The sequence below is a fragment of the Veillonella parvula genome (assembly GCF_036456085.1).
Classification (GTDB): Bacteria; Bacillota; Negativicutes; order Veillonellales; family Veillonellaceae; genus Veillonella; species Veillonella parvula_E.
Window position 1 is genome coordinate 1,977,650 of sequence record NZ_CP138632.1, and the last position, 17,240, is coordinate 1,994,889.

General features: G+C 38.1%; 16 protein-coding genes. 10 read left to right on the plus strand and 6 right to left on the minus strand.

Annotated elements, in window-relative coordinates; genetic code table 11:
• Nucleotides 1–45 precede the first annotated feature (45 nt).
• Nucleotides 46–951, minus strand: coding sequence for a flagellin lysine-N-methylase (gene fliB / locus PK1910_RS09165; protein WP_331298822.1), 906 nt, complete (start codon nucleotides 949–951; stop codon nucleotides 46–48).
• Nucleotides 952–1,111: 160 nt separating this feature from the next.
• On the opposite strand from fliB, the gene PK1910_RS09170 reads away from it, so the two are divergent.
• The 3 genes from PK1910_RS09170 (at nucleotide 1,112) to PK1910_RS09180 (ending at nucleotide 3,249) form a co-directional block, all read left to right on the plus strand.
• The gene (locus PK1910_RS09170) at nucleotides 1,112–1,675 is read left to right on the plus strand and encodes a PepSY domain-containing protein (protein ID WP_012863831.1); all 564 of its coding nucleotides are present in this window, start codon (nucleotides 1,112–1,114) and stop codon (nucleotides 1,673–1,675) included.
• A 516-nt stretch (nucleotides 1,676–2,191) separates the two neighbouring features.
• On the plus strand, nucleotides 2,192–2,812 hold the full coding sequence (locus tag PK1910_RS09175; protein ID WP_287511471.1) for a ribonuclease E: 621 nt from the start codon (nucleotides 2,192–2,194) through the stop codon (nucleotides 2,810–2,812).
• 158 nt (nucleotides 2,813–2,970) lie between these two features.
• Nucleotides 2,971–3,249: a PepSY domain-containing protein gene (locus PK1910_RS09180; RefSeq protein ID WP_004693966.1), complete on the plus strand. Its 279-nt coding sequence runs from the start codon at nucleotides 2,971–2,973 to the stop codon at nucleotides 3,247–3,249.
• Nucleotides 3,250–3,654: 405 nt separating this feature from the next.
• On the opposite strand, the gene alr is transcribed toward PK1910_RS09180, so the two are convergent.
• Nucleotides 3,655–4,767, minus strand: a complete 1,113-nt coding sequence (gene alr, locus PK1910_RS09185; protein WP_004697849.1) for an alanine racemase — start codon at nucleotides 4,765–4,767, stop codon at nucleotides 3,655–3,657.
• Nucleotides 4,768–5,066: 299 nt separating this feature from the next.
• Between alr and PK1910_RS09190 the strand changes: the two genes are divergently transcribed.
• Nucleotides 5,067–6,017, plus strand: a complete 951-nt coding sequence (locus tag PK1910_RS09190) for a 2-hydroxyacid dehydrogenase (protein ID WP_287511473.1) — start codon at nucleotides 5,067–5,069, stop codon at nucleotides 6,015–6,017.
• Between the two features lie 14 nt (nucleotides 6,018–6,031).
• On the opposite strand, the gene PK1910_RS09195 is transcribed toward PK1910_RS09190, so the two are convergent.
• On the minus strand, nucleotides 6,032–6,595 hold the full coding sequence (locus PK1910_RS09195; RefSeq protein ID WP_105086915.1) for a TetR/AcrR family transcriptional regulator: 564 nt from the start codon (nucleotides 6,593–6,595) through the stop codon (nucleotides 6,032–6,034).
• Nucleotides 6,596–6,795: 200 nt separating this feature from the next.
• Here PK1910_RS09195 and PK1910_RS09200 point away from each other — a divergent pair, with 200 nt between their 5' ends.
• Nucleotides 6,796–8,691: a heavy metal translocating P-type ATPase gene (locus PK1910_RS09200; protein ID WP_287511474.1), complete on the plus strand. Its 1,896-nt coding sequence runs from the start codon at nucleotides 6,796–6,798 to the stop codon at nucleotides 8,689–8,691.
• Between the two features lie 119 nt (nucleotides 8,692–8,810).
• Here the strand turns inward: PK1910_RS09200 and pflA are convergent, their stop codons facing one another.
• The 3 genes from pflA to pflB form a co-directional block, all read right to left on the minus strand.
• Nucleotides 8,811–9,587 carry a pyruvate formate-lyase-activating protein gene (gene pflA / locus PK1910_RS09205; protein ID WP_004693958.1) on the minus strand — a complete coding sequence of 259 codons (777 nt, stop codon included), beginning with the start codon at nucleotides 9,585–9,587 and terminating at the stop codon, nucleotides 8,811–8,813.
• A gap of 12 nt (nucleotides 9,588–9,599) precedes the next feature.
• Nucleotides 9,600–9,836 (minus strand): autonomous glycyl radical cofactor GrcA3, encoded by a 237-nt coding sequence (gene grcA3 / locus PK1910_RS09210; protein WP_004693956.1) that lies wholly within the window; start codon nucleotides 9,834–9,836, stop codon nucleotides 9,600–9,602.
• A gap of 75 nt (nucleotides 9,837–9,911) precedes the next feature.
• Entirely contained in the window at nucleotides 9,912–12,029 is a 2,118-nt protein-coding gene (gene pflB, locus PK1910_RS09215; protein WP_039965381.1) for a formate C-acetyltransferase, read from the minus strand.
• A gap of 396 nt (nucleotides 12,030–12,425) precedes the next feature.
• Between pflB and PK1910_RS09220 the strand changes: the two genes are divergently transcribed.
• The 5 genes from PK1910_RS09220 to PK1910_RS09240 all read left to right on the plus strand — a co-directional run bounded on the left by PK1910_RS09220 (nucleotide 12,426) and on the right by PK1910_RS09240 (nucleotide 17,190).
• Nucleotides 12,426–13,178, plus strand: coding sequence for a transcriptional regulator (locus PK1910_RS09220; protein WP_287511476.1), 753 nt, complete (start codon nucleotides 12,426–12,428; stop codon nucleotides 13,176–13,178).
• Between the two features lie 319 nt (nucleotides 13,179–13,497).
• Nucleotides 13,498–14,364, plus strand: a complete 867-nt coding sequence (locus tag PK1910_RS09225) for a DMT family transporter (protein WP_287511478.1) — start codon at nucleotides 13,498–13,500, stop codon at nucleotides 14,362–14,364.
• A 253-nt stretch (nucleotides 14,365–14,617) separates the two neighbouring features.
• Nucleotides 14,618–15,640 (plus strand): methionine ABC transporter ATP-binding protein, encoded by a 1,023-nt coding sequence (locus PK1910_RS09230; protein ID WP_227065555.1) that lies wholly within the window; start codon nucleotides 14,618–14,620, stop codon nucleotides 15,638–15,640.
• Complete coding sequence (locus tag PK1910_RS09235) at nucleotides 15,640–16,311, plus strand: methionine ABC transporter permease (protein WP_278604650.1); 672 nt, start codon at nucleotides 15,640–15,642, stop codon at nucleotides 16,309–16,311. Before PK1910_RS09230 ends, PK1910_RS09235 begins: the two co-directional genes overlap by 1 nt.
• A gap of 54 nt (nucleotides 16,312–16,365) precedes the next feature.
• Nucleotides 16,366–17,190, plus strand: a complete 825-nt coding sequence (locus tag PK1910_RS09240; protein ID WP_287511480.1) for a MetQ/NlpA family ABC transporter substrate-binding protein — start codon at nucleotides 16,366–16,368, stop codon at nucleotides 17,188–17,190.
• Nucleotides 17,191–17,240 lie beyond the last annotated feature (50 nt).

Sequence of the window (17,240 nt, forward strand, 5' to 3'; positions counted from 1 at the left end):
TAAGAATTAAAACCGCAAGATACATATCTTGCGGCTTTTTGTTCATTAACCTAGTTGAGCTTCGTAATGGTGTAATAAGAGCTCTACATTATCTTCGTCGTATTCGATTTGTTGTGACCATCTTGCAATTTGCTTTAAGGGCTGCCCCTCTAAGGCGCTAGCCATAAGTATATAGTCAGTACCATCCTTTGCATAATCTAAGATAGATTCCAAGGAATAGTCTGATAGCATATCAATTTGGCGATACAATATATATTGGTACACTTTGTTAAATAGGCTCATATCCTCTTGCTGTATATAGGTTTGTACGGATGCGGTGAGTTGGTCTAGTTTACTAGATAATGTATTAACCTGTGCAGTCCAATTTTCATCGATGGGTTCCGTTTTTTTATATAGGTCTAATAATTCTTTGAAAGACTGCTTTGTGGGATTTGGCGCATATTGGAATAAATTAGGATCTAAATCAAAGGCCAATAATTCAAATACATTCTGAAGTGTTAATCGCTCCTCAGAAGTAAATTCGTTATCGTCATCCTCAATTGTAAAGAGGAGGGAGTCTATCGTTTTATTTTGAGCTAATAACTCAACAGAGGCTTCACAAGATAAACCGACTCCACATAGCTCTAAGTCTTCAATATATTTATAAAAGCGCGGATGCATATGGCAGGTGTCGCAAAGTCCTTCTTCGCCCAATTCGAGTACAACCTTACACAGTCCATTTTCATTGAGTAAGGGGCACATAGGTTGTGTTTTGGAAAATACGAAATGACTACCTTCGTCATCAACCGTGATGGCTTGTTGTAAACTTTCACCAAGAGTACCAGTCATAGCATGATAACGTTCAGCAGTATGTTCATCTATATCGATGGTCCACAGCTGACAACATGTATTTTCGCATCGATTGGCCTTGCATTGGAATTCGTGATATATAGTGGGGTAAATTGAAATCATAGTTAGCTCACATGTAGTTACAAAAATGAATCTATGTGCATTGTATCATAGGGTGCAGGTACATGCACTAATTATATAAATAAAGATTATAAACCGTGTTGATTTAGTGTATAATTGTATATATATTGTTATGATAACTGTTTGAGATATGGAGGAACCAATGAGATCATTTTTTGTAAAAGGTAGCCTTGTATTGGCCTTGGCAGCGGCATTTGGCATGCCAAATGCAAGTGCAGCCCCTTTAGTAGCTGTAGAGCCAACTGTGGCAGTTGTTGATGGCAACCATGCGGCAATTGTAGGAGCTAATGGTTTATTAAATGCCTTTATCCAAAATCATCCCAATGCTGGAATTACGGAAATCGCCTTTGATGCGGATGGAGGTCAAATTAAGTATGATGTAGAAGGTTTTGATGAAACTGGTAAATATGAGTTAACGTATATCTATGCTACTAATCAAATCTTTGAAAAACGCGAAGGGGACTTCCATAAATCGTTAAAGAAAAAATCTTTTGATCCACGAGAAATTTTACCTCCTGCAGCAGTGGTGAACTTTGCTTATGCCCAAACAAAAGGCAAAGCTGTGAGCCTCAACGAATGGGCTGTGCGCTATGATAAAGGTAAAATCGTGTACAAAGTTAGCTTTGGTACAGAAGATAATAAAGAGGTACATGTACGTATGGATGCAATGAACGGTAAATTGCTATCTGTTAAATTTGATGACTAATATATGATTGACTAGTTATTATATCTTAATAGTGCTTAGTTATTTTATTCTGAATATAATAATTAAATACATTAATACTGTTTTTCTTAAAAAATAACTAGTATTGAAGTGTTTTTTTGTGAAAGTTTGCTCATGAATGTAAATTTTTAGATATCAATACGTGTATTTTGAAAGCCGTTTATCCCTTATATATGGGGTAAACGGCTTTTGACATGTTATTCATGGAATTTTTAAGTATAAAGTAAATCCCATAGGATTTTATAGGAATTATATATAAATTCATTCTAAACTCACTATAAAATAAGCATTTAATGGTTCTTCTACATTTTGACTTCATAGACTATCGATAGTATGTGTACCAGTCGAAAGACAAACTCAAGTATATCTGAAATTTCCAAACTATATATCTACAAGTCCATGCTAGATATATGTTTTGGAACTTACATGATGATATTGAGTTGACTGGAAATATACATGCGTAAAGTTGCATGTATATGAATTAATAAGGAGGACAATATGAAAAAATCTATTTTAAAAAGTAGTATTGCTTTAGCAGTGGCTGGCGTATTTGGTGCCACTGTAGCTGTAACAGCAGCTGAACCAGTAACTCCAATGCCTGTTACGCAAGAAACAGCGAGTACAGCGACTCCAGCACAACCAGTTACTGATCCAGTAGTTCCTACTGTAGCGGTGGCTCCAGATGTGGCTACTACTGCAGTTGCACCTAAAACTCCGGTAGCTCCTGTAGCAGAAGCTAATCAAGTAGGTACAGCAGTTCGTAATACTACACCAGTTCCAACAGCTACACAAGATGTTAAAACACCAGTAGCTCAAGAAACTGTAGTACCTAGTACAGAAAATCCTGCAGCAGCGGTCCCTTCTATTGAAACTGCATCTGTAGCTAAAGCTCCTAGTGAACCAAGAGTAGTACGCAGTGGTGATAAAAAATCTGAATCTGTAGCGAAGCATGGTAAAGAAGTTAAAAATACTAAAAAAGCTGCAGTAGATAAAGCGCCTAAAGTAAAAGTTGTGAAAGACGAAAAAAAAGCTGATAAAGAAGAGCCTACTAAAGAGGAAAAAAAAACTCTAAAAGTAGAAAATCACAACCTAGCACAACCAACCAGCAAGAAGGCGTAGTAGACCAAAATAGTATTTTCGTAGTTGGTGCTAATTATTTAATTGACCAATTCGAAAGCAAATTTGGAAACTCCAAAATTACAAATGTATCTTTCAAAACTCAAGGTAAAACTGCCATCTATGAAGTAGCTGGTTTTAATACTAGTGGTGCTCATTCTATGACTCTAGATGTGGCTACTGGTAATGTAACTGATGGTACTCCTAAAGCATATGATGCATCTATGGAAGCTAGTGCTATTGATGCCGGAACAGTAATACCTCCACATGTGGCAATTAATGCAGCTTTCGTACAGTCTGGCAAGGTAGCGACTGGTATTAATGCGTGGTCTCTTGCTAATCAAAATGGAAAATCACTATATACCATAGAGTTCCATGATGCACAAAATAAACCGATATCCGTTGTATTGGATGCTAAAACAGGGACGGTAGCAAAATAAGTTGATCTCCTATTCTATAGCGCTGTAAAGTAAACCCTTTCAAAAACGAACACTAAGCACTCAAAACTATACACACATAACATAAGTACACTTACACACACATACACAACACATAAAACACACAAAAACACACACAATAAACAACACACACACAATAAACAATTACACACAGCCCTCTGGATTGGATAGATAAACATTGACTCTCTCCTATGCCGTCTATCGTTCAGAGGGCCCCTTATGAATTGTGGTTCCCTCCGAATCATAAGATTATATACTTGGTATATATACTCTCTCTCACAATAAGAACGTAACTGCTTTACAGCACGCTGGGTATAGGAGAGCAAGAAAGCCCGTATCACATGTAGACTTCTACATGTGATACGGGCTTTCTTTATTTTACATAGGTTAAATATATTGTCGTGGTACGCGCTCTGAGAATCCACAAAAGATTTCATAAGGAATTGTAGAAGCAAGGGCTGCAATTTCTAGAGCAGAAATGCTTTCATGACCTTGAGACCCTAGAAGTACCACCTTATCGCCAGGCTTTACCGTGATTGTATCTGGAACAGAAACCATGAATTGATCCATACAAATACGACCTACTACGGGACAACGAGTGCCATGAATCAGTACGGTGCCCCGATTGGATAAACTACGAGGATAGCCATCCGCATAGCCTACAGGGATAGTAGCAATTGTCATTGGCTCAGTTGTGATATAGGTAGATCCATATCCAATGCCTTCGCCAGCAGGGATATGTTGTACATGAACAACTTCACTATGGAAAGATAAAACGGGTTTTAAGCCCAATCGATTTGGCACATCAAGGGATGGCATGATACCGTATTGAATAATACCAGGACGAGCATCTGTGAATAGACTATCTTTGACAGATAAGAGCCCTGCACTATTGGCGAGGGAGAAACGGTAATCTGCTTCTGGACGGAATGCTCGTATTTCATCTACCATGCGATGAAATTTTTGCGTTTGGCTATGGGCGTGTGATTGATCCGCCGCATCAGCATTGCTCATGTGGGAGAAGAATCCGTCTATTTCCAAATTTTCGTAGGACTCAATGCGTTTGATAAACTCAATGGCATCCTCAGGCTTGATACCGATGCGATGCATGCCTGTATCAACGGCAACAGCAACGCGAATAATCATGTCGTGATTATCGGCTACTTTATTGAGTGATTCCAAGTCGGTAGATTCACAAACGGCAGGAATCGAATTAGTGTCTGCCACAAGTTCAAAGGATTGTGGCCTTGTGAGTCCTAATAGATAAATAGGTACCATAATACCTGCATTGCGAAGTGGTACGGATTCTTCTGGAATAGCAACGGCTAAGGATTCGTAACCTTCCTCCACGGCAATACGACCCATCATAACACTGCCGTGGCCGTAGCCATTGGCCTTGATGACAGCTGTAGACGTACTCCATTCAGGTAAACTATCTTTAATTTTACGCAAATTCTCGCGAACGAGACTTGTATTTATGGTCAAATAGGTAGGTCTCATTGTATTCCTCAATTCTATATAACATTACTTTTATTTTATAACTTTTGGGGAATTACACAATACTTTTGTGAAAGTTATATACAGAAAAATGAGTTTTACTTTGAATTTTATAGGATTTATACATATATTATATACAATAATTGTGAAAGTATACTAATTAGTTGTGAAAGTATATTAATTGGTATAGGTAGTTGATATATAATAGAAGTTATTTTAGTATAAATTTATATAAATAATAGTATAATTTATATAGAAGTAGTATTACATATATTTAAAGCTATTCAATTTAGGAGGTTCTCATGAGCGAACGTGTAGTAGTGGTAAATGCAGGCAAAATGAATTATGACCATGCATTGGATTTCTCCATATTATCTAATGATGTGCAGGTCTACGAAGATAGTACGAATGCTGAGCTTATTGAACGGATTCAAGGTGCTCGTGTTGTGGTTACAAAAGAATTGCCTGTAAGTGCCGATCTGCTTTCACAATTTCCTGATACTGTAGAGCTTATCGTAGAAGCAGGTACTGGCTATAATAATATTGACCTTGACGCAGCAAAGAAAAAGGGCATTACTGTGTGCAATATTCCTGCGTATAGCACAGAGCGTGTAGCACATACGGTGATCATGATGATTCTCAATTTTGCATCCACCATGCAGCAACAAATTGGTATGCTTGTTAAAGGTGATCGCAGTAATTTCACGAAATACCTTCAAGTGAGCCATACAGAAGTGAATGGTAAAACCTTAGGTGTTGTCGGAGCTGGTCACATCGGTATGGAAGTTATCAAAGTTGCAAAAGCGCTAGGCATGAACATCTTAGTGCATACACGTACACCAAAGGCTGATGGTGATGGCATTCGTTATGTGAGCCTTGATGAACTGCTAGAAAATAGTGACTATATTTCCTTACATTGCCCACTAAATGACCAAACTAAACATCTTATTAATAAAGAAACAATCAGTAAGATGAAGTCTAATGCAGTCATTGTGAATACTGGTCGTGGACCTCTCATTAATGAAGCAGACCTTTGTGAAGCATTAGCAGCTAAACGTATCGCTGGAGCAGGTCTCGATGTACAAGAGGTAGAACCACCAGCTGAGGATAGTCCTCTCTATTCACTGGATAATGTTATCATTACTCCGCACATGGGTTGGAAAGGCCTTGAAACACGTCAACGCTTGGTAGGCATTATTCGAGATAATGTACAAGCCTTCTTTAAGGGGGAACCAATCAATGTTGTATCTTGATAAATTTTAAATAATTATATAATAGGTTCTATAACGGCATGGAAGTAATTGTCTAATTCTGTAGGCGATTCTTTCATGCCGTTTTTTGCCCACCATAACACCATTTCCACAAAGCTACCTGAAATATGATTAATAATAAAGTCATCCGGTAGATTTGTATTTGCTTTACGGTCTTGGTTGATAAAATATCCTTGTACCAACTCATTTAGATGATCCCTGAAATAGCGCAAAAAGATTTCGTTATTATCACTAGCTAGTAGCTCCAGGATTTTATTTTCATTTTGCTGTAAATGTTGTAATAAATGACCAAATACTGAGACTGGATAAATACTTTGTTGATACAGCCCATGAGCATGAGGTAAATGATTAATACTATCTTTTATATGTAAAAATAAGTCTTCGCAGAGTGCTTCTAGTAATGCTTCTTTTGTGTCGAAATGAGCATAAAAGGTTGTGCGGCCAATGTCTGCGGCACTAATGATTTCCTGAACGGTGATTTTGTCATACGCCTTATTAGATAATAATTTGTTAAAAGCTATAAATATGGCTTTACGAGTTTTTTTCTGCCTACGATCCATATTAACTCCTGTCATTCTTTTAGTACAGAATAGCGTATATGTTCCGTAATGAACATATGAGATGTTTTATATATTGTATTAAAACCATAGGTTGATACAATTAAAGTGAACAAGGTGTTCGCTATCGTAATTATTGTACTGTAAGTGTAGTCATAATTCAATTCATATTGGTAGTGAAAGTGTGATAAGGGGATTGTTGTATGGTACATCGAATACATGATATATTATCTGGTTTATATATGACGATTTTAGCGGGGCTATTTTTACTGCTTGATGGGATTCCGCATTTGATAGAAGAGTTTTGTGGACAGAGACCATTTCAAAATATATTCCCTTTTGAACCTTCCTGGATTACCGTTATTATTTGTGGTTTTCCTCTTGTATATTTGTCTATACGAAGGATTGTATATAATAAGGGGATTAGTAAAATCTCGTCAGCTTTATTGATTTCTATGGCTATGTTTGCGGCCATTGCTATTGGAGATATATTTGCGGCTGGTGAGGTTGCCTTTATTATGGCTTTAGGCGCTCTCCTTGAAGAAGCAACTACGGAGCGAGCAAAAAAGGGATTAAAAAAGTTAATTTCATTAGCACCTGTTAAGGGTCGTAAAATACAAGATAACAAAGAAATGATGGTTTCTGTAGAGTCTATACAAAGTGGTGATTATTTACGAATCCTTCCGGGCGAAACAATCCCTGTAGATGGACGCATTATTAATGGTGAAACAACGGTAGATCAATCCATTATGACAGGAGAGTCTATACCTGTTGATAAAACAATTGATGATGATGTATTTAGCGGAACGATTAACTGTTTTGGTGCCATAGATATTATAGCTACTAAAGTGGGCGAAGATAGTTCTATTCAAAAAATGATTCAACTTATTAAAAATGCGGAACAGAAACAGGCTCCGATTCAGCGTATAGCTGATATTGTTGCTAGTCGATTGGTTCCCATTGCATTGTTGATTGCTTGCATAGGCTATCTAGTAACTGGAAATATCATCGTCGGTGTTACTGTGTTGGTAGTGTTTTGTCCTTGTGCATTGGTGCTTGCTACACCTACTGCGGTTATGGCCGCTATTGGTCAAGCTACTAAACATGGCGTTATTATTAAATCTGGTGAAATTCTTGAAACTATGGGAAAAGTAGATACTATGGCATTTGATAAAACCGGTACTTTAACACGTGGCCAGTTAGCAGTTCAATCTATTTTAGCCGTTGATACAGATTATAGTGAGACCGATATTCTTCAATTAGCTGCATCTGCAGAGGCTAAGAGCGAGCATCCTATTGGCAAGGCTATCGTTTCTCATGCCATAGGGCAAGATTTAGAAATACTTGATACTACTTCATTTACGATGTCTGTAGGTAAAGGGATTATAGCCGTAATAAAAGGTCGGGAATTATATTGTGGAAATGAACGATTTCTTGAAGAGCATAATATTATTGTATGTGATTCTATTCAAAAAGCCATTAATGTATATCGAAGTGAAGGAAAGGTATCTGTCATTATTGCAGATAAAGAGCATATTATAGGTATCATTACATTATCTGATACAATGCGAAATGATGCGATAAATATGATATCTGCTATCTCAAGCTTAGATATGACAACAGTATTACTTACTGGTGATAGTAAAGCAGCCGCTACATATATTGGAAAGAAATCTGGTGTTTCCGAAATACATGCGGAGCTTTTACCAGGAGAAAAAGTAAGTATTATTGAAGCATTGCAAGGGAAACATCACAAGGTTTGTATGGTTGGCGATGGAATTAACGATGCTCCGGCTATGAAGACTGCTGATGTGAGTATTGCAATGGGGACTATTGGTAGTGATATTGCCATAGAAACAGCAGACATTGCTTTGATGAGTGATGACCTTAGTAAAATTCCTTATATTAAACGATTATCAGATGCTACGATTAAAACTATAAAATTTAGTATTGCTTTATCAATGGTCATTAATTGTATCGCTATTATTCTCTCATTGCTTGAGGTTTTGACGCCTACTACAGGTGCATTAGTGCATAATGTGGGATCTTGTTTAGTGGTCCTCATCGCTGCCCGTTTGTATGATAGAAAGTTTATTTAAATGCAATAAGAGCCGTCCCCGGTTGTATGGGGGCGGCTCTATTGATTAGGGCTATCATAGATCAAGTCTTGGTATATATATTTATATATATCAAGGGAGGTAGTTATCCTCAAACTTGATTATGATTGATGTTGTGTTTTGATGGGACTCCACCAATGGCGTCTATAGGCCTTGATGCCTTCCACCACGGTTCTTGTCGCTTTAGCTGCAATATCTTTCGTTGCAGCCGGGATGCCCTCTAGGCGATAGGGAATACCTAACTCCTTATATTTAGCAATACCCATAACGTGATAAGGTAAGCAATCAACGGCTTGTAAATTTTTCAGAGATCCTAGAAAAAAGCCTAGACGATAGTGACGATCGGCATTATCTGTAATCGTAGGGACTACTACGTGACGAACCCAAATCGGAACTTCCACGTCTGCCGTCAATCGAGCAAACCCGAGAATGGGCTCTAACGGTTTACCCGTTAACCATAAATGCTTGGCTGGATCGATTTCCTTAATGTCTAGGATGACGAGACTAGTTACACTGAGTAATTTACGGTATGCCACCTCTTGGTGGGGGTCAAAACAAATTCCACTTGTATCTAAACAGGTATGGACGTTTCTTTCACGGAAATATGTGAAAAGCTCAATAACAAAGTCGATTTGCATAAGAGCTTCCCCACCTGTGACGGTGATACCACCATTAGTATAAAATTGGCGGTTACGTTCGTACTGGTCCCATAATTCCTTTACGGTCATGAATTTAGCATTATCGCTAGTTTCATCCCATGTATCAGGATTATGGCAATAAGCACAGCGCATGGGGCATCCTTGAAGAAATACCACCATGCGCATGCCTGGACCATCAACCGTACCCATCGTTTCAACCGAATGAATACGTCCAGTCATAGGAAACCTCGATTAGATACGTTGATGGAATGTACGGGAAATAACTTCATCCTGTTGTTGTTTTGTCAATTTGTTGAAGTGCACCGCATAACCGGATACACGAATCGTCAATTGAGGGTACAATTCAGGATGTTTTTGAGCGTCTAACAATGTTTCACGAGTAAACACGTTAACGTTCAAATGATGGCCGCCTTTTTGGGAATAACCATCCAATAACTCTACCAAGTTATCAACTTGTTGGTTGCTCATGGGTATAACCTCCTTTCAACCAAGACTAACACTCGTATCGGTGCCGGTGAAAGCAATCCGATACTGTGGAAGATTTTATTTATCTTCCTCTATAGTAACATTTGGTTCACTGCATGCGAAGTTTGTATTGCTGTTAGGCAATTGAGAAGGGTCTAACTCAATATCAAAATCGCTGACGGAAACAAATGTTTCACCAGATTTACCTAATGCGTCCGGAATGATAGAGAAGGTATTAGAAATACCATCGGAGCAATCACGCCATGGCATTTTAGCTACAGATGCCAACGAGGATACAGCACCGTGAGAATCACGACCGTGCATTGGGTTCGCGCCAGGAGCGAAAGCTTCGCCAGCTTTACGGCCGTCTGGAGTAGAACCTGTAGCAGTACCATATACTACGTTGGAAGTAATTGTTAACAAGCTCATAGTAGGAACGGATTGACGATATGTAGGATGTTTACGAATCTTGTTCATAAATGTGGAAACAACCTTTGCTGCCAAGCTATCTACACGGTCATCATCGTTACCATATTTAGGGAAGTCACCTTCGATTTCGAAATCAACAGCGATGCCATTTTCGTCACGGATAGGTTTTACCTTAGCATATTTAATAGCGGATAAGGAGTCTGCTACTACGGATAAACCAGCGATACCAGTTGCAAACCAACGAGTTACCTTGCGGTCATGCAATGCCATTTCTAGTTTTTCATAAGCATATTTATCGTGCATGTAGTGAATGATGTTCAATGCATTTACATATACGCCTGCCAACCATTCCATCATGTCGTCGAATTTTTCCCATACTTCGTCAAATTCTAAGTATTCGGAAGTGATAGGGCGGTACTTAGGACCAATTTGTTTCTTCAACTTTTCGTCAACGCCACCGTTGATAGCGTAAAGCAAGCATTTAGCCAAGTTGGAACGAGCACCAAAGAATTGCATTTCTTTACCGATACGCATTGGGGATACGCAACATGCGATGGCGTAGTCATCACCAGAGTTAGGACGCATTAATTCGTCATTTTCGTATTGAATGGAAGATGTTTCAATGGATAATTTCGCACAGAAACGGCGGAAGCCGATCGGCATGCGAGGGGACCACAATACAGTGAGGTTTGGTTCTGGAGCAGGACCAAGGTTGGTCAATGTATGTAGGTAACGGAAGGACATCTTGGAAACCAATGTACGGCCGTCAGTACCCATACCACCGATGGATTCAGTGGTCCAAACAGGGTCACCTGTGAACAAATTGTTGTATTCATGGATACGTGCGAAGCGAACCATGCGCAATTTCATAATGAAATGGTCTACGAATTCTTGGATTTGTTCCTCTGTGTATGTGCCATTGCGAAGGTCTCGTTCCGCATAGATATCGAGGAATGTGGAGTTACGACCAATGGACATAGCAGCACCGTTTTGCTCTTTAATAGCACCAAGATAGCCGAAGTAAATCCATTGCATAGCTTCACGAACATCCTTAGCTGGTTTGGAAATATCATAGCCATAGGACGCTGCCATCTCTTTCAATTCTTTCAAAGAGCGGATTTGATCTTGTATTTCCTCACGGTCGCGAATGACATCTTCTAGCATGTCACCCATTGTAATGCTAAATTGTTCTTTTTTATCTTCAATGAGATAATCAACACCGTAAAGCGCGATACGACGATAGTCACCGATAATACGACCACGGCTATACGCATCTGGTAAACCAGTTACAATGTGAGCTGTACGTGCAGCTCGCATTTCTGGAGTATATACATCAAATACTCCGTCATTGTGAGTTTTGCGATGTTTCTTGAAGAAGTCCTCTGTTTGCGGATCCATTTTGAAGCCGTATTCTTCAATAGCGGATTTTGCTGTACGCAAGCCACCATATGGGAACATAGCGCGTTTTAAAGGTTTGTCAGTTTGCAAACCAACGATTGTTTCAAGTTCTTTGTCGATATATCCTGGCGCATGGGCAGTAATGTGTGTGGCCACGGAAGTATCAGCATCGAGCATGCCGCCTTTTTCACGTTCTTCTTCATAAAGCTTCATTACTTGTTCCCACAATTTTGTTGTTCGTTCTGTAGGACCAGCAAGGAAGGAATCGTCCCCTTCATAGGGGATATAGTTTCTTTGAATAAAGTCGCGTACATCAACGGCTTTATCCCACACACCTGTGTTAAAATCTTTCCATGCAGTATGTTGCATTTTGCACCTCCATAAAAGGATATAACTATAGATTTCTATGCCTATAGTGTACAATGTTTGTAGCAATTCTACAATGAATAGATGATATAGATTTTCAATACATACTATGCGATTTTGTGAAGTATCTCATAAATTTCCATAAGCTAAATTGTTTAAATACACCAGTATATATAGGCTTATATGGGATTTTGCTTTTTGCAATTTCATTTAATGTATATATAATAATATGAAATTGCATATCAATATTAATAAAGGAAATAAAAATTTTATTAAAGAGGATGAAGGCGGATTATTCAATAGTATGATTGGATAGTTTATATTTGTGTACTGTTCGGAGGTCGTTTATATCTTGTACAGAATCAGCCTGTAAGTCTTTATAAATGCACGCATATTGGAATGCCGGATATTTCAAATTTAAAGGCCCTTTCAGCTGTATTCAATGTCTCTGTGGATGAATTGCTTTCAGAAGAAGCGGTTAAACCTCGATATCCTTATGAAAGTATCGTAGAATACGATATCGATGAGATAAAACATTTCGACATTAAACTGGGTTCTGTTAATCACGTAAAAATGAGAGCTGGAGAGGGTGAGAAGATAAAGGTTCAACTGGTCAGTGATACTATTGAAAATTTGACGGAACTGGTGAAAGTAAAAATCGATGATATCAAAAGGCGTATCGATGTGGATGTAAATCGTTCCAAATCCTTATCTGAAAAGCTTGTAAAAGAACATTTGTCGATTTTTATAAATTTGCCTGAAAAATATATGGGAGATACGGAGCTAGCGACCCATTGTGAAAAACTGGAGCTATTTGATATTGATAGTGAAAAGTTTGAGCTAGACGGAGCGGCTAAAGAAATTTATATTGCCGGCGGTAACAGTCATATAGAGCTGGATAACAACTCTCCAATGGAGATATATGTAACGGATTATACGGGGCGAATTGATGTGAATCAGATATCGGCGAAATCTCGTCTGTATGTCTCTCACGAGTATGCTTTCAAAGCGGTGAAAAAAGGTATTCGCACTAAATTGCTCTTTGAAGAAGGTGGACATCTTGTAGACGATTTTTCTGTGTCTGAATCAGAAAATCAAATTGAAATTAATGGAATCAATAGTGAACTTACAATAGTCAAGTTAAGTGAATAGTTGTATTAACTACATAGACATATCTGCTACATAGTTTTCATAAAGCGTTATTACTTTTTCTAACGACTTTGTTACACATTTTGCAGGACCAATAAGGAAGAAATCGTTTCCTTCATAGGAGTAAAAAGTATGATTTAATTTATTGTAGTGTTAGGGGTATATTATGGTACTATTAGGTAGTGTTATTAAGCTATAATACATGTAGATAACATGATCTTGGTAGAATGAATCAAGATAAAAAATAATCTGGATAGAATATACGTTAATCAACGTGGATTATGAGATTGTATAGGCGAATATTGTTGAAAGGTGGATGTTAATGACAAATCGAAAGAAAGCACTTTTAGGTGCTTCTGCTACTATTGCGGTGTGGGCTACTGCATTTCCTTTCAGTAAAATAGCATTACAGTCAGTAGATTCGTTGACATTGTCTGTGGCAAGGGTCATGGGTGGCGCTTTACTTATGCTGGTAATCGGTGTTGTAAAAGGGCTACATATACCGACAACATGGCGTGAGTGGGGACTATATATTCTGTTAGGTGCTACAGGGAATTTTCTTTACCAAGTTGTTTTTAATGAAGGGTTGCGCACAATTCCAGCGGCCACATCCAGTATTATTATGGCCTTGACTCCGATGACGACGGCACTGATGGCCATGATTGTTTATAAAGATACAATACGGCCCATAGGATGGTTATTTACCATAACTGCATTTATAGGTGTAGCCATAATCATTCCTTGGAATTCAGCCCTTACAATTCCTACAGGTGCATTATGGACCTTGCTAGGAATGACACTCTTTGCGGTTTACAATATCCTTAATCGTGGACTTAGTTTAAAAGGCTATAAGCCTATCACTATCGCCATGTGGTCTATGTTTACAGGTGCCATTATGGCATTGCCATTTGCGGAACATGCTATTAAGATGATTGTGGTGGCACCGATTAGTGCAAAATTTGCCATGGCCTATTTAGCATTCCTATCTAGTGCGTTAGGCTTTGTATTCTGGAGCTTTGCTTTGGAACATGCTGAAAAGGTTTCTGATGTAACTAATTTTATGTATATCTCTCCCATAGTGGCAGCTATTGTAGCAGCCTTCTTATTGGGAGAAATACCTAATATGGGACTCTATATAGGGGCGCCTATTATACTAGGATCTTTATACCTTTTTAATCAATATAGATAATTTATTTTTGTTAGTGTCTGAATTGGTTCAGCTTGATGTAAAAAAATAAAATTAGATAAATAGGGATGTGAACCCTTATAAGATAAGAGCTATATAATAAAAGAACCTCAACCTTTTAACTGGTGAGGTTCTTTTTTGGTTTGACAGTCCTTATAAATTGTAGTAATCTAAGTACATAATTAAATCATACCTTATAGATATGTTTTAAATTTAAAATTAATTCCTACTGAATTGTAGGAAAAGAGGTGGTACAGTGATTGCTATACGAAATGTAACGAAAGAGTTTGATGTTAATAAGCAAAAGGTTACTGCATTATCTGATGTAAACTTTACCATAGAAAAAGGCGACATATTTGGCATTATTGGCTTTAGTGGAGCCGGTAAATCTACACTGTTACGCATGATTAATGCTTTAGAGGTACCTACCTCTGGTCATGTTGAAATAGATGGTGTGAATATCAATGGCTTAAGTTTTAACGAGCTCAGAAAGGTTCGTAAGCGCATCGGCATGGTGTTTCAACAGTTCAATTTATTGAATGCTAAATCTGTTTATGATAATGTGGCGATTCCATTAATTCTAAATAAAGTTTCTAAATCAGAGATTGATAACAAGGTTAAAACCTTGTTAGACTTTGTTGATTTAGGTGATAAAGCAAATGCCTATCCAGGAGAATTATCTGGTGGTCAAAAGCAGCGCGTTGGTATTGCTCGTGCGTTGGCTACAGATCCATCAATTCTGCTTTGCGATGAAGCAACAAGTGCTCTTGATCCAGATACGACAGAGTCTATTCTTCAATTATTAGAACGCGTTAATCGTGAACTAGGGGTAACAGTCGTTATCGTAACTCATGAGATAGATGTAATCCAAAAGATATGTAATCGCGTTGTAGTTATGGAACATGGGAAGCTTATCGAGAGAGGTTCTGTACTTGAGGTGTTTAGTAAACCTAAGCATGAAACAACAAAACGATTTGTTAGGACTGTTATTCCTGATGAAATCCCATCTACAGTTAAACATACCTTGGCTTGTGATAAAAGGCCTTACACAATACTTAAAATGCACTTCTTAGGAAATAATACAACTGATAATGTGCTATATCATATTAATAAAACCTTTGATTTAGAAACGAGTGTGTTGTTTGCTACGGTAACAGAGTTAGAGCATACGGTACTTGGTATTTTCATTGTTCAGTTTATTGGTGATGATTTGGAAGTGGGCAAGGTAAAAGAGTATCTTGTGACACAAGGCATCGAATGGCAGGAGGTGACACTATAATGGACTTCTTTATGCAAGAACTTGGAGTTCCGGGTTCGCAGTTAGTACTAGCTGCAGAACAGACATTATATATGGTGTTCCTGTCTTTATTCATTGGTACAATACTAGGGTTAATTATTGCAGTTACACTGGTGGTAACAAATCCTAATGGGATTGTTAAAAATAGTGTTGTTTATACCATTACAAATACAATTGTTAATATCGTGCGTTCCGTACCATTTATCATCTTGATGGTGTTTATCTTACCGTTGACTAAGATGATTGTTGGTACTCGGGTTGGTACAACGGCGGCTATCGTACCGCTTGTTATATTCATTGCGCCGTATCTGGCTCGACTCTTTGAAAACTCTATTTTAGAGGTTAATAAAGGCATTATCGAGGCTGCGCAATCGATGGGGGCTTCTCATTTTGAAGTGATTTGGCATTTCCTTTTACCAGAGGCAAAGGGCTCACTTATTCTATCTATTACGACCGGTACCATAGGTCTGATCGGTGCTACTGCTATGGCTGGTGCTATTGGTGCAGGTGGTGTAGGCGATTTGGCTCTCACCTATGGTTATGAGCGGTTGAACTTCCCATTGATGTTATTTACCGTTGTTATTTTAATTATTTTTGTTCAAATTATTCAAACAATAGGTAACTACTTTGCACGTCGTGCACGTCGTTCCTAATTTGATGAAATAGATTTTGGTTATATTGATTGTGAAAGTATAGGAGAATGTACTATGAAATTTAAAAAACTTCTTGCCCTTGGCGCGGCATTAGTATTTAGCGTAGCTTTTATCGCAGGCTGCGGTTCCAATAATAGCGATAATGGTGCTAAAAAGGAATTATCCTATAGTAAGTCTCAAGGCCCTTACTCTGAACTATTTGAAAAAGGTGTAAAACCAATTTTGGAAAAACAAGGCTATACCTTTAAAGGTGTAGATATGTCTGATTTGGTACAAGCGGACCAAGTGTTGAGCGATGGTGAAGTAGATTTCAACGTTGAACAACATACAGCATACATGAAAAACTTCAACGAAAAACAAAATGGTCATCTTGTAGCGTTGACTCCAATTCCAACGGTGCCAGCAGGTATCTTTAGCGGTTCTAAAACCTCTTTAGACCAAGTGGCAGATGGTGATACTATTGCAGTACCAAATGATGCATCTAACATGGCTCGTGCCTATGCATTGTTGCAAAAAATCGGTTGGATTAAACTTGATCCTAACAAAGATTTAGCAACAGTAACACAAGCTGATATCATTGAAAATCCTAAACATCTTAAATTTACTGAAATGAAATCTCTTACAATTCCTTCTGTACGTACTGATTTCGACTATATTGTTATTACCGGTGCTATCATTTATAATGCAAAAATTGATCCAAAATCAGCGTTGGCTAACGAAGATGTATTGCCACAATGGTTGTTACAACTCGTAGTTAATGAGAAAAACAAAGATGCACAATGGGCAAAAGACCTTGTAGCCGCATACCACTCTCAAGAATTCAAAGACTACATGGAAAAAAATAATAACGGTTTATGGTTTGTACCAAAAGGTGAATAATTGATAGAAAAACGTACTATACATGTGCACAAATAAAATAACCGCTGATA

What these genes read in the sequence shown, in the direction of transcription:
- pflA (WP_004693958.1), bottom strand. Translation starts at nt 9,587, where the DNA reads ATGACTGGACGTATTCATTCGGTTGAAACGATGGGTACGGTTGATGGT.
- PK1910_RS09170 (WP_012863831.1), top strand. Translation starts at nt 1,112, where the DNA reads ATGAGATCATTTTTTGTAAAAGGTAGCCTTGTATTGGCCTTGGCAGCG.
- alr (WP_004697849.1), bottom strand. Translation starts at nt 4,767, where the DNA reads ATGAGACCTACCTATTTGACCATAAATACAAGTCTCGTTCGCGAGAAT.
- PK1910_RS09225 (WP_287511478.1), top strand. Translation starts at nt 13,498, where the DNA reads ATGACAAATCGAAAGAAAGCACTTTTAGGTGCTTCTGCTACTATTGCG.
- PK1910_RS09175 (WP_287511471.1), top strand. Translation starts at nt 2,192, where the DNA reads ATGAAAAAATCTATTTTAAAAAGTAGTATTGCTTTAGCAGTGGCTGGC.
- PK1910_RS09180 (WP_004693966.1), top strand. Translation starts at nt 2,971, where the DNA reads ATGACTCTAGATGTGGCTACTGGTAATGTAACTGATGGTACTCCTAAA.
- fliB (WP_331298822.1), bottom strand. Translation starts at nt 951, where the DNA reads ATGATTTCAATTTACCCCACTATATATCACGAATTCCAATGCAAGGCC.
- PK1910_RS09240 (WP_287511480.1), top strand. Translation starts at nt 16,366, where the DNA reads ATGAAATTTAAAAAACTTCTTGCCCTTGGCGCGGCATTAGTATTTAGC.
- PK1910_RS09235 (WP_278604650.1), top strand. Translation starts at nt 15,640, where the DNA reads ATGGACTTCTTTATGCAAGAACTTGGAGTTCCGGGTTCGCAGTTAGTA.
- PK1910_RS09195 (WP_105086915.1), bottom strand. Translation starts at nt 6,595, where the DNA reads ATGGATCGTAGGCAGAAAAAAACTCGTAAAGCCATATTTATAGCTTTT.
- PK1910_RS09220 (WP_287511476.1), top strand. Translation starts at nt 12,426, where the DNA reads ATGCCGGATATTTCAAATTTAAAGGCCCTTTCAGCTGTATTCAATGTC.
- pflB (WP_039965381.1), bottom strand. Translation starts at nt 12,029, where the DNA reads ATGCAACATACTGCATGGAAAGATTTTAACACAGGTGTGTGGGATAAA.
- PK1910_RS09190 (WP_287511473.1), top strand. Translation starts at nt 5,067, where the DNA reads ATGAGCGAACGTGTAGTAGTGGTAAATGCAGGCAAAATGAATTATGAC.
- grcA3 (WP_004693956.1), bottom strand. Translation starts at nt 9,836, where the DNA reads ATGAGCAACCAACAAGTTGATAACTTGGTAGAGTTATTGGATGGTTAT.
- PK1910_RS09200 (WP_287511474.1), top strand. Translation starts at nt 6,796, where the DNA reads ATGGTACATCGAATACATGATATATTATCTGGTTTATATATGACGATT.